Annotated in this window: 11 protein-coding genes; 9 read left to right on the forward strand and 2 right to left on the reverse strand. The window is 64.1% G+C overall.

Annotation, left to right across the window (positions count from 1 at the left end; all coding sequences use genetic code 11):
- The first annotated feature begins 114 nt into the window (after positions 1–114).
- Genes hemC through JQ621_RS13220 form a run of 3 tightly spaced genes read left to right on the forward strand, consistent with a single transcriptional unit; the run spans position 115 to position 3,875 of the window.
- Positions 115–1,089, forward strand: coding sequence for a hydroxymethylbilane synthase (gene hemC / locus JQ621_RS13210; RefSeq protein ID WP_249125281.1), 975 nt, complete (start codon positions 115–117; stop codon positions 1,087–1,089).
- Positions 1,090–1,098: 9 nt separating this feature from the next.
- On the forward strand, positions 1,099–2,121 hold the full coding sequence (bchI, locus tag JQ621_RS13215) for a magnesium chelatase ATPase subunit I (RefSeq protein ID WP_212235149.1): 1,023 nt from the start codon (positions 1,099–1,101) through the stop codon (positions 2,119–2,121).
- Entirely contained in the window at positions 2,118–3,875 is a 1,758-nt protein-coding gene (locus JQ621_RS13220) for a magnesium chelatase subunit D (RefSeq protein WP_212235150.1), read from the forward strand. Before bchI ends, JQ621_RS13220 begins: the two co-directional genes overlap by 4 nt.
- On the opposite strand, the gene hemE is transcribed toward JQ621_RS13220, so the two are convergent.
- A complete protein-coding gene (hemE, locus tag JQ621_RS13225; protein ID WP_212235395.1) occupies positions 3,872–4,912 on the reverse strand; it encodes a uroporphyrinogen decarboxylase in 1,041 nt (346 codons plus the stop codon). The two genes, JQ621_RS13220 and hemE, sit on opposite strands and share 4 nt — an antisense overlap.
- 119 nt (positions 4,913–5,031) lie before the next feature.
- Here hemE and JQ621_RS13230 point away from each other — a divergent pair, with 119 nt between their 5' ends.
- The 6 genes from JQ621_RS13230 (at position 5,032) to JQ621_RS13255 (ending at position 10,679) form a co-directional block, all read left to right on the forward strand.
- Positions 5,032–5,991, forward strand: a complete 960-nt coding sequence (locus JQ621_RS13230) for an alpha/beta fold hydrolase (RefSeq protein ID WP_212235151.1) — start codon at positions 5,032–5,034, stop codon at positions 5,989–5,991.
- 9 nt (positions 5,992–6,000) lie between these two features.
- Complete coding sequence (gene bchO / locus JQ621_RS13235) at positions 6,001–6,897, forward strand: alpha/beta fold hydrolase BchO (protein ID WP_212235152.1); 897 nt, start codon at positions 6,001–6,003, stop codon at positions 6,895–6,897.
- A gap of 56 nt (positions 6,898–6,953) precedes the next feature.
- Positions 6,954–8,501, forward strand: a complete 1,548-nt coding sequence (locus JQ621_RS13240; protein WP_212235153.1) for a phytoene desaturase — start codon at positions 6,954–6,956, stop codon at positions 8,499–8,501.
- The gene (locus JQ621_RS13245; RefSeq protein WP_212235154.1) at positions 8,498–9,556 is read left to right on the forward strand and encodes a phytoene/squalene synthase family protein; all 1,059 of its coding nucleotides are present in this window, start codon (positions 8,498–8,500) and stop codon (positions 9,554–9,556) included. The genes JQ621_RS13240 and JQ621_RS13245 overlap by 4 nt, the downstream gene beginning before the upstream one ends.
- A gap of 10 nt (positions 9,557–9,566) precedes the next feature.
- Positions 9,567–10,469: an oxygen-dependent coproporphyrinogen oxidase gene (hemF, locus tag JQ621_RS13250; protein WP_212235155.1), complete on the forward strand. Its 903-nt coding sequence runs from the start codon at positions 9,567–9,569 to the stop codon at positions 10,467–10,469.
- A gap of 63 nt (positions 10,470–10,532) precedes the next feature.
- A complete protein-coding gene (locus JQ621_RS13255) occupies positions 10,533–10,679 on the forward strand; it encodes a hypothetical protein (RefSeq protein ID WP_212235156.1) in 147 nt (48 codons plus the stop codon).
- 11 nt (positions 10,680–10,690) lie between these two features.
- Here JQ621_RS13255 and JQ621_RS13260 read toward each other — a convergent pair whose 3' ends face one another.
- On the reverse strand, positions 10,691–11,503 hold the full coding sequence (locus JQ621_RS13260) for a hydratase (RefSeq protein WP_409334222.1): 813 nt from the start codon (positions 11,501–11,503) through the stop codon (positions 10,691–10,693).
- Positions 11,504–11,550: the final 47 nt, after the last annotated feature.

The raw sequence follows: 11,550 nt of genomic DNA on the forward strand, positions 1-11,550 counted from the left end.
GCGTGCACCGCACGCGGGCCCTGGTTTGCATTCCGGCAACGGCTGGCTTTAATCTCTGCCCGCACCGCTAAGCGTCGCGCGGTTGTGGATTGGAGCGTGGTGGTGGCAGTCTCGATGCGGATCGGCACGCGCAAGAGCGTCATGGCGTTGGCCCAGACCGAGGATATTGCACAGCGCCTGTCCAGGGCCGCGCCGGAATTAGCCGTCGAGATCGTCAGGTTCGAGACCACCGGCGATAGCGATCAAACCAGCAAGCTCCTGGTCCATGGCGGCAAGGGTGGCGCGTTCGTTGTCGAAATCCGCGCCGCGGTCATGTCAGGCCGGCTTCATGCCGCGATGCATTCGCTCAAGGACGTGCCCGGCAATGAGGATACGCCCGGGCTCGTGATCGGTGCGACGCTGCCACGCGATCCGCCAACGGATGCGCTGGTGTTGCGGCCCGGCGTCTCGCTCGAGGACGTCAAGCGCTCGCGCGGCAAGGGTTACCGGATCGGTACCAACGCTGTGCGGCGCGCCGCCTATGCCCGGCGGCTGTTTCCGGACATCGAGGTGATTCACTTTCGCGGCGCTGCCGATACCAGAGTTCGCAAGCTCGACAATCGGGAGATGCAACGCCTGCCCGGCGGTGGCGAGGTGGGGCCGGCGGATGCGCTGATCATGGCCCGGTCGGGACTCGAACGGATCGGTCTCGGCCATCGCATTGCTTGCGAGCTGTCGCCCATGGAAATGTTGCCCGCGGTGGGGCAGGGTATCGTCGCGGTCGAGTGCGCGGCCAACGATTGGCAGACGCGGAAATGTCTCGCCCTGATCGACGATTCCGCGGCGCATCTGAGTTGCGACGCGGAGCGCGAAGTGTTGTGGGTCCTCAACGGCCATTGTAATTCGCCCATTGCGGGATATTCGACGATCGATGGTTCGCAGATGACGCTCACCGCTTCGGTGCTGGACGAGGCGAGTGAAGGTCGGTTTATCGAGGTGACCCGTTCCGGGCCCGCCAACCGCCCTCGCGAACTCGGTCGCGCGGTCGGATTGGAACTGCTTCACAAGGGTGCGGCCGATATCATTGCGCGTACGCGGCCAGGGCGATGAAAGGTTAGCATGGCAACAGCGTTTCCATTCTCCGCAATTGTCGGCCAGGACGAGATGAAGCTCGCGCTGCTGATCGCGGCGGTCGATCCCAAGGTCGGCGGCGTGCTGGCCTTTGGCGATCGCGGCTCCGGCAAGTCCACGGCGGTCCGCGCGCTTGCGGCGTTGCTGCCGAAGATGAAGGTCGTTGTCGGCTGCCGCTACAATTGCGATCCTGACCGGCCGGCCGAGCTTTGCGAAGACTGCCGCGCTCGCACAGCCAAGGGCGGGCTGAAGTCCGTACAGATCCCGGTGCCGGTGGTCGATCTGCCGCTTGGAGCAACCGAGGATCGCGTCGTCGGGGCACTCGATCTGGAACGAGCACTGGCGCGCGGAGAGAAGGCGTTCGAGCCGGGATTGCTGGCCCGCGCGCATCGCGGGTTTCTCTACATCGACGAAGCCAATCTGCTGGAGGATCACCTCGTCGACCTCCTGCTCGATGTCGCTGCGTCCGGCGAAAATGTCGTCGAGCGCGAAGGCCTGAGCATACGCCATCCGGCGCGGTTCGTGCTGGTCGGCACAGGAAACCCTGAGGAAGGCGAGTTGCGCCCGCAATTGCTGGATCGCTTCGGCATGTCGGTGGAGGTGAAGACCCCCGACAATCTCGCGGACCGGATCGAGGTGGTGCGGCGTCGTGACGCCTTTGAAAGCGATAGCGAAGCCTTCGTCGCCAATTGGGTCAAGGACGAGGCCAAGCTTCGCAAGAAGATCATCGGGGCGCGGGAGAAACTATCATCGGTCTCGGTGCCTGATGTAACGCTCGAACGCGCCGCAAAGCTCTGCATGGCGCTCGGCACCGACGGCTTGCGTGGCGAGCTGACATTGATGCGCGCGGCCCGTGCGCTTGCGGCGCTCGACTCCGCAAAGACCGTGACCGACGATCATCTGCGCCGGATTGCGCCTTCGGCCTTGCGTCATCGCTTGCGGCGCAATCCCCTCGATGATGCGGGCTCCTCGGTACGTGTCGACCGTGCGATATCGGAGGTGCTGGGATGACCGGCGCTGCCGCCTGGTCCGATGCGGTGACGGCGTTGCAGTTATTCGCCGTGGACCCGTCGGGGACAGGCGGCGTGGTGTTGAGATCCCGCGCGGGCCCGGTGCGGGATCGCTGGCTCGCCTTGCTTCGTGCGGCACTGCCGCCATCGGTCAATATGAAGCAGATGCCACTGAATATCGCCGAAGGCCGGCTGCTCGGTGGGCTGGACCTCAATGCGACGTTGCTGGCCGGCCGTCCCGTTGCCGAGCGCGGCCTGCTGGCGGAAGCCGATGGCGGCGTGATCATGCTAGCGATGGCGGAGCGGCTGCCGGCCGCAACGACGGTTCATGTCACGGCCGCGATGGACGCCGGGGAAACGATTGTCGAGCGCGACGGCCTGTCGCTTCGGATGCCTGCGCGTTTCGGCGTCATCGCCATCGATGAGGGCCTTGAGGATGAATTTGCGCCGGCGTCGCTGCGCGATCGTCTGGCACTTCACCTCGATCTCAACGCAATCGGCGTCCGTGACGCCGAGGAATTCGCGCTGGATGCCGGGGAGATTGCAGCGGCCCGCGCGACGCTGCCATCGCTCAAGGCCGACGTGGCCCGGATCGTGGCTCTATGTACCGCGGCCGCCGCGCTTGGAATCAGCTCGTTGCGTGCGCCATTGCTGGCGCTGCGGATCGCCCGCGCCAGTGCTGCGCTTGCAGGTCATTCCAGAATCGAACAGGAAGACTTGGCGTTGGCTGCACGGCTAGTGCTGGCGCCCCGCGCGCTGGTGTTTCCGCCAGCGGATCAAGAGGCCCAACCGGAGCAGCCACCCCCGCCGACGGAAGACGAAGCGGACGAGTCCGGTGGCGACGATCAAACCGCCGACGTCGATCGGGCGCTCGACGAAGTCATTCTCGCCGCGGTGCAGGCCGCAATCCCGCCGGATGTGCTGATGGCGCTTCGTGCGGGATCCGCGGGACGATCGCGCAGTCGTTCCTCCGGCAAGGCCGGTGCGTTGCAGAAATCCGGCAAGCGTGGGCGTCCGGCCGGCGTGTTGCGCGGCGCGTTGCGTGCCGGCGCCAGACTCAACGTCATCGAAACCCTGCGCGCGGCGGCGCCATGGCAACCTTTGCGGCGCCGCGAAGTGGCCGGATCGGCCGAGCAATCCCGGCCCCGCATTCTGATACGCAAGGATGACTTCCGCATCTCGCGTTTCAAGCAGCGCACGGAAACTGTCACGATTTTCGTCGTCGATGCATCCGGCTCAGCGGCGTTGCACCGGCTCGCGGAAGCCAAGGGGGCGGTCGAATTGTTACTGGCCGATTGCTACATCAGGCGCGATCAGGTGGCATTGATTGCGTTTCGCGGCAGTGGCGCCGAAATGCTGCTGCCGCCGACCCGTTCGCTGGCGCGTGCCAAACGCAGCCTTGCGGGATTGCCGGGTGGTGGCGGTACGCCTTTGGCTGCAGGGCTCGATGCGGCGTTCATGCTGTCCGACTCGGTCCGCCGGAAGGGACAGACGCCGACGGTAATCGTTCTGACCGATGGCCGCGCCAACATTGCACGCGATGGCGGGCAGGGGCGTCCGCGTGCCGAGGACGACGCGATGAGCGCGGCGCGGCAGTTGCGCGGCGCCGGTATCAGGGTCGTCCTGGTTGATACTTCGCCGCGCCCGGGGATTTCAGGGGAATCCATCGCCAACGAAATGGGCGCACGCTATCTGCCCTTGCCGCATGCCGACGCAGCGACCTTGTCGAAAGCGGTGCTCGCCAGCGCCGGCTAAAGCGATCCATTGAAGGCCCGAACCCGCCTCACCATGTGCTCGACATGCGCGATCGGGGTTTCGGGCTGGATGCCGTGGCCGAGGTTGAAGATCAGCCGGCCCCCCGCGAAATTCGCCAGCACGTCATCGATCGATCGATCCAGTGCGTCCCCGCCTGCAATCAGAGCCAGCGGATCCAGATTGCCCTGCACCGCAACGCGGTTCTGAACCCTTTCACGGATCAGCGACGGCTCTGCCGTCCAGTCGATGCTGACCGCATCGACGCCGGTTGCCTCGACATATCCCGGCAGCAATGCGCCGGCCCCGCGTGGAAAGCCGATGATCTTCGCGTCGGGAACCTGTTTGCGGATACCCTGGACGATGCGCCTGGTCGGTTCGACCGACCAGCGCTGAAATTCGCGCGGCGGGAGCACACCGGCCCACGTGTCGAAGATCTGCAGCACGTCGGCGCCGGCGGCGAGTTGCCCGAGCAGGTAGTGAATCGAGTTCCCGACGATCGTGTCGATGATCTGCGCAAACGCGTCGGGATGGCGGTAGGCCATCATCCGCGCCGGTGCCTGATCCGGCGTGCCGTGGCCCGCGACCATGTAGGTCGCAACCGTCCACGGTGCCCCGCAAAATCCGATCAGCGCGATCCTGGGATCGAGCTCGCGGCGCACGCGGCGCAGCGCTTCGAACACCGGCTCGAGCTTGGTGAAATCGCCGGTCGAGGCCAGTGTGCCGACCCTGTCCGGTGTGTCCAGGGGATCGAGCCGCGGTCCTTCGCCGGCTTCGAACCGGACGTCGCGGCCCAACGCATAGGGGACAACGAGGATATCCGAGAAGATGATCGCCGCATCGAAGTTGAAGCGACGGATCGGCTGCAGCGTCACTTCGGCGGCAAGTTCGGGCGTGAAACAGAGATCGAGAAAGCCGCCGGCCTTGGCGCGAACGTCGCGGTATTCGGGCAGATAGCGGCCGGCCTGTCGCATCATCCAGAGCGGGGGAACCGGCTGGCGGCGGCCGGAAAGGACTTCGACAAAGGGCTTGGGGGGCAAAGACGTTGTCAAGCAGCGTTTCCGATGTTGTCGACAAGCACGATTGTCATTTCTGATACACTGCTGTTACGGTCTTGGCCACGGCGAGATGCGATCGAGTTCAAAAAAGGAGATTTGCGATGAGCGCAGCCGCCCCGACGATTCGTTCTTCTGCGTTGCATGGCATTGACGAATTGCCGGCGCCCGTCTCGGGGCAGCGCCATGAGATTGGCAGTCCAGTCGGACGGCTGACATATTTTTCGGCCGGTCCCGAGGCACCCGGCAAATTCCCACCGCTGTTGCTGGTTCACAGCGTCAATGCCGCGGCCTCGGCCTATGAGGTCAAGCCGCTTTACGAACACTACCGCCGAACCCGGACCGTCTACGCGCTCGAGCTTCCCGGTTTTGGTCATTCCGAGCGCGGAAAGCGCGAATATACCGTACGCATGATGACGGATGCGATCCTGGTTGCGGTTCGCGAAATCCAGAACGATTTCGGCCGCAGTCCGATCGACGCACTGGCGGTGTCGCTGTCGTCGGAATTTCTTGCGCGGGCCGTCTCTGAGTCGCCGCTGGCATTCCGCTCTCTGGCGCTCGTCAGCCCGACCGGTTTCACCACATTCGACAAGACCGCGACCACGCGCGAAGGCACCCGCGGCAAGCCGTGGCTACACGGACTTTTCGAGTTTCCCTTGTGGAGCGAAGGCTTCTTCCGGCTGCTGACCAGCCGTCGCATCATCCGCTATTTCCTGAACAAGACCTGGGGCTCGACCAATATCGACGAGGGCTTACTGGAGTACGACTATCTCACCACCCACCAACCCGGAGCGCAGCACGCACCATATTATTTCGTTTCCGGATTTCTGTTCAGCAAGGACATTCCGAAAATCTACAATTCACTGACACTGCCGGTCTGGATGAGCCACGGCATGCGCGGTGATTTCGTCGACTACACCAACAAGTCACAAGTCGAGGGCCGCGCCAACTGGACCATTCGTGTGTTCTCGACCGGTGCGATGCCGCACTTCGAAGCCGAAGCCGAATTCATTGCGGCCTACGACGCGTTCCTTGCCGGCGTGCCGTCGGCATCGGCCTCATAAGGCACTGCCATGTTCGGTCTCGTCTGGAGCCGCGATGGTACGGACTGGCCCAACCGGAATGCCAGTGTGTTCGTCGAGGCGGCCGGGATCCGCTGGCATGTGCAGCGAATGGGCGATGGGCCGTCGCTGCTGTTGATTCACGGTACCGGGGCCGCAACGCATTCCTGGCGCGAATTGTTGCCGCTGCTGGCCCGGCATTTCTCGGTGATCGCCCCGGACTTGCCCGGACACGGATTTACCCAATCTCCGCCGTCACACCGGCTGTCGCTGCCGGGCATGGCGGCGGACATCGGCGCGCTGCTGCGCAAGCTGGAGATCAAGCCGGAGATCGCGGTCGCTCATTCCGCGGGGGCGGCGATATCGGCGCGCATGTGTCTCGCCGGCCGCATCGCACCGCGTTTGCTGATCGCCCTGAACGGCGCCTTCATGCCGTTCGGCGGCGTGGCCAACCATCTGGTCGCGCCGCTGGCGAATCTGCTGGTGATGAATCCGCTGGTGCCCCGGGTGTTCGCCTGGCAGGCATCTCATGCCGGCGCGGTCGAGCGGCTGATCGCCAACACCGGTTCGACCATCGATCAGGAGGGGATTGCACTCTATCGCAGGCTGGTGCGGAATCCCGCGCATGTTGCGGCCGCACTGGGGATGATGGCGAACTGGAAACTCGAGCCGCTGCTGCACGATCTGCCACGGCTGACGACGGCGCTGGTCCTGGTGGCCGCCACCAATGATCGTTCGATATCGCCGGAGGTCGCGCGACAGGTTCGCGAGATTCTTCCAAGTGCCGTGATCGAGCGACTGCCCGGCCTCGGCCATCTCGCGCACGAAGAGCAGCCGCAACTGATCGCGCACCTCATCATGAAATACGCCCACGCAAATGCGGCCGAGCAAGCGGCTCAACAAATGTAACAAGGAATGTACACTTTCAGGCTAGGCAACTGTCAAGAATTAATTACAGTGGCCGCATGCTGGACTCTACCTCAGTCCGAACAACGCCATCAGCGCCACCGCATTGCCAGCCGCATGCGGTGGTGATCGGCAGCGGCTTTGGCGGATTGGCAGCCGCAATCCGGCTCGGCGCAAAGGGCTACCGCGTCACGGTTCTCGAAAAGCTCGATGCCCCTGGCGGCCGTGCCTACGTCTACCGGCAGGACGGCTTCACCTTCGACGCGGGGCCGACCATCGTGACCGCGCCTTTCCTATTCGAGGAATTGTGGAAGCTGTGCGGACGAAAGATGTCCGACGACGTGACGCTGGTACCGGTCTCGCCGTTCTACCGGATTCGGTTTCAGGACGGATCGCACTTCGACTATTCCGGCGATGCTGGCGCGATGCGCCGCGAGATCGCGCGATTTTCGCCTGGTGACGTTGATGGCTACGACGCGTACATGAAGGCCAGCGAGGAGATCTTCAAGGTCGGCTTCGAGAGGCTCGGCGACGTGCCGTTCAGCAAATGGACGGATATGGCGAAGATCGCGCCCGAGATGCTGCGGCTGTCGAGCTATCGCAGTGTCTATGCGCTGGTTTCGAAGTTCTTCCGCGACCCGCGCCTGCGCGTCGTCTTCAGCTTTCATCCGCTGCTGATCGGGGGCAACCCCCTCACCGCGAGTTCGATCTATTGCCTGATCGCATTTCTGGAGCGGCGCTGGGGCGTGCATTTTGCGCTTGGCGGCACTGGACGGCTGGTCGATGGCCTGGTCAAGTTGATCGAGGGACAGGGCGGCAAGCTCCGCTGCAACCAGGAGGTCCGCGAGATCGTCGTGAATAACGGCGTTGCGCGCGGCGTACGGCTGGCTTCGGGCGAGACCATTGCCGCCGATGTCGTGGTGTCGAACGCCGATTCCGCATGGACGTATCGACATCTGGTGCCTGCGTCAGCGCGGTCGCGTTGGACCGACAGGCGCATCGAACGTGCGCGTTATTCGATGAGCCTGTTCGTCTGGTATTTCGGCACACGTCGCAGATACGAGGGCGTGCCGCACCACACGATCCTGCTGGGGCCGCGCTACAAGCGATTGCTGACGGACATCTTCGATCGCAAGATTCTGGCTGACGATTTCAGCCTGTATCTGCATCGCCCGACCGCGACTGACACATCCCTTGCACCCGACGGCTGCGACGCGTTCTACGTGCTTTCACCCGTCCCGCATCTGCAAAGCGGGACCGATTGGAGTCTTGTGGCCGAAGGCTACCGCCAGGCGATTGCAGGCGAACTCTCCAGGACCATGCTGCCTGATCTCGAGAATGAGATCGTCAGTTCGCGGATGCTGACGCCGCAGGATTTCCAGGACCGTCTCTCCTCGTTTCGCGGCGCGGCCTTCGGGCTGGAGCCGATCCTCACGCAAAGTGCGTGGTTTCGCCCGCACAACAAGAGCGAAGATATCGAACATCTGTATCTGGTCGGCGCCGGCACGCATCCCGGGGCGGGCCTGCCCGGCGTGCTCTCGTCGGCGCGCGTTCTGGATTCCCAGGTGCCTGAAGCCTCGCACCTTGCAAGCATGGTGACCGCATGACGATAAGGCTCGATCCCATCGACATGGCTGCCTGCCGTGCCCTGCTCAAGGGCGGCTCACGGACCTTCAACGCGGCCTCGAAGGTGCTGCCGCGCCGGGTCGCCGAGCCCGCCATCGCGCTGTACGCTTTCTGCCGTTTGGCCGATGATGCCGTCGATCTCGGCGAGGACCGCGCTGCGGCAGTGACGCGGTTGCGGGACCGGCTGGATCGCGCCTATCGGCGCCAGCCGACCGACCTTGCTGCGGATCGCCTGTTTGCCGACGTCGTCTCGAAATTCTGCATTCCCCGTGAGTTGCCGGAAGCCCTGCTCGAGGGGCTGGCATGGGATGCGGAGGTCCGCCGCTATGAGACGTTGCAGGATCTCACGGCCTACGCAGCGCGGGTCGCGGGTGCTGTCGGCGCGATGATGACGCTCGTGATGGGACAGCGCGCTCCCGAGATTGTTGCGCGCGCCTGCGATCTCGGCGTCGCGATGCAGTTGACCAACATCGCTCGCGACGTCGGTGAGGACGCCCGCGCCGGCCGGCTCTATCTGCCGCAATCGTGGCTGCGTGAGGCGGGGGTCGATCCGGACATTTGGCTGGCGAACCCTTGTTTCACGCCTGAGGTTGCGGCCATCGTACAGAGGCTGCTCGATGCGGCCGATACCTTCTATTCCCGCGCGACGCACGGGATCGCCAACCTGCCGATCGGCTGCCGTCCCGGAATCTATGCGGCCCGCGCACTTTATGCCGAGATCGGCCGCGAACTGGAGCGGAGCGGGCTGGATTCGGTGTCGCAGCGTGCGGTCGTCTCCACCAACCGCAAGCTCGCGGTCTTGGCGCGAACGCTGCTCTTGCCGCAAACGGAATGGGCACCTGCGAGAAAGCTTGACGTCAAGACCGCCGATATTGAAGAGACCCGTTTCCTGGTCGAGGCCGTAGCGGCAACGCCGCTGCGCGATAACGCGCAGCCGCGGCGGCGGCCGATCGAGGACCGCGTGGTCTGGGTGATCGATCTGTTCGAGCGGCTGGAACGTCGCGACCAGCTGCAACGCACGGCCTCCTACCGGTAGAACAAACGAGATGCACGGCACCGAGTCCATCCGGGAAGGCAGCAACGGTCTCGTCGAACGGCGACGTGCCGAAGCGAAGGTCTGGTTCGAATCGTTGCGCGACAGGATCTGCGCCGAGGTCGAGTTGCTGGAGCGCGAGGCCCCGGCCGAGCTGTTCCCGGGAGAGCCTGCCACCTTCACCTACAAGCCGTGGCAGCGCGCGACCGGCAGCGGTGGCGGTACCGGTGGTTTCCTCAGCGGTGGCAGACTGTTCGAGAAGATCGGTATCCATACTTCATCGGCCAACGGCACGCTTACGCCAGAGATGGCCAAAAAGTTGCCGGGCGACGGCATTCAGCTCGACTATGTCTCCACCAGCATCAGCCTGATCATGCATCCGCGCAGCCCGCGGGTGCCGACCGTACACATGAACACACGATTTCTGTCGACAACGCATGGATGGTTCGGCGGGGGGGCGGATCTCACGCCGATGTTGCCCGAGCAGCGAACCCAGGACGCGCCGGACGCCGTGACGTTTCACACCGCCATGAAGCGGGCCTGCGACGCTCACGATCCCGGCTATTATGGCAAGTTCAAACCGTGGGCCGATACCTACTTCTTCCTGCCGCATCGGGGCCAGGCGCGCGGCGTCGGCGGCATCTTCTACGATCATCTCAACACGGGCGACTTCGACAAGGATTTCGCCTTCACGCGCGACGTCGGACTTGCTTTGCTGGATGTCTATCCACGGATCGTGCGCCGACGGATGATGGAACCGTGGACCGAAGCCGAGCGCGCGCAGCAGCTCGCCTGCCGCGGCCTCTATGTCGAGTTCAATCTGCTCTACGACCGCGGCACAATGTTCGGACTTCAGACCGGCGGCAACATCGAGACCATCCTGAGTTCGATGCCGCCGCTGGTGAGCTGGGTGTAACATTCGGCTGAAACCAATTCTGTACTGAAACGGTAGCTGCGGAGAGTTTCGCGGGGCGACATCATGGACAGCTATCTTGGTTTCATCGAGCTCTTCGTGGTGCTCATGTTCGCGGCGGCCTGGGGTGTCCTCGAACTGGTTTGCCGGCGGCTCGACAGAAAGAAGGAAGCTGAACCGACCAAGCAGCAAAAGCCGACCGCGTCACCTTGATCCCGCCAGATCTACCTCCGCGCCCGCGGCATGCGAAATGGCAGCATGGCCTGGACGATTGGCATATTGAAGCGATCAAGTGACAGGCTTTCGTGCATCAGCGTCACGGGCTCGCCGAGGAGCGTCGCCGACACGACCGAGCGGGCATAGAACGGCGCATCTTCGAGGGTCTTGACGATCTTGGCGGCGCTGTCGCTGCGCACGCTGCGGGCGACGCGCCAGCCGCTGCGCCTCAGGTCCACCGTTGGCGGCGGCTCGAAGATCTGCATCCGTCCGTTCGGATCGAACGTCATCGCCAGGTCGACCCGGCTGCCGTCGCGCCGTTCCGCTTCGTAAAGGATCGCCGTGCCGTCCTGCATCGCTCCGCGTGCCCATTGCCAATCCGAAAAGCCGTGCTCCAGCGGTGCGTCGCCGCAGTTCATGTCGAAATAGCCGTCACCCTGCCAGCTCAGGCGCGGATGATCGAGCCGCACCTGGACGCGCGCGCATGGCGCTATCGGCCACCATCGATGATGACCGTCCCGATTCAGCACGAAGGCGTGCTGTGCGATCGCGGTGGGGACCAGCCGGATGGTGCCGCGCAGGCGTCCGGGGATCGGAACCGAGATTTCGTCGACATTGATGGTCAGCGATTTGCCGTCCCAGGACAGATGGCTTGGGCCCACTGTGAATGTGTCCGTCGTACGGCTGACCGCCCCGCGCGGCCGCTCCGTCATGGCCCAACGATTGCCGCCGCTGCGATAGATTGCAATATTGACGGCGCAATGATTGAGCGGATCGGCCGGTCCCTTGCGCCGTGCGAACGCGTAATAGGGTGAGAACACGCTGCCGATGAAAGCGATGATGGTGATGCCGTTTTGTCCGTCGTCGC

Origin of the sequence: Bradyrhizobium manausense (assembly GCF_018129685.1) — a bacterium.
GTDB classification, from domain to species: domain Bacteria; phylum Pseudomonadota; class Alphaproteobacteria; order Rhizobiales; family Xanthobacteraceae; genus Bradyrhizobium; species Bradyrhizobium manausense_D.

Excerpts from the sequence above, each read along its gene's own strand:
- JQ621_RS13230 (WP_212235151.1), top strand. The coding sequence starts at position 5,032 with ATGAGCGCAGCCGCCCCGACGATTCGTTCTTCTGCGTTGCATGGCATT.
- JQ621_RS13255 (WP_212235156.1), top strand. The coding sequence starts at position 10,533 with ATGGACAGCTATCTTGGTTTCATCGAGCTCTTCGTGGTGCTCATGTTC.
- bchI (WP_212235149.1), top strand. The coding sequence starts at position 1,099 with ATGGCAACAGCGTTTCCATTCTCCGCAATTGTCGGCCAGGACGAGATG.
- hemC (WP_249125281.1), top strand. The coding sequence starts at position 115 with ATGCGGATCGGCACGCGCAAGAGCGTCATGGCGTTGGCCCAGACCGAG.
- JQ621_RS13220 (WP_212235150.1), top strand. The coding sequence starts at position 2,118 with ATGACCGGCGCTGCCGCCTGGTCCGATGCGGTGACGGCGTTGCAGTTA.
- JQ621_RS13240 (WP_212235153.1), top strand. The coding sequence starts at position 6,954 with ATGCTGGACTCTACCTCAGTCCGAACAACGCCATCAGCGCCACCGCAT.
- bchO (WP_212235152.1), top strand. The coding sequence starts at position 6,001 with ATGTTCGGTCTCGTCTGGAGCCGCGATGGTACGGACTGGCCCAACCGG.
- hemF (WP_212235155.1), top strand. The coding sequence starts at position 9,567 with ATGCACGGCACCGAGTCCATCCGGGAAGGCAGCAACGGTCTCGTCGAA.
- JQ621_RS13245 (WP_212235154.1), top strand. The coding sequence starts at position 8,498 with ATGACGATAAGGCTCGATCCCATCGACATGGCTGCCTGCCGTGCCCTG.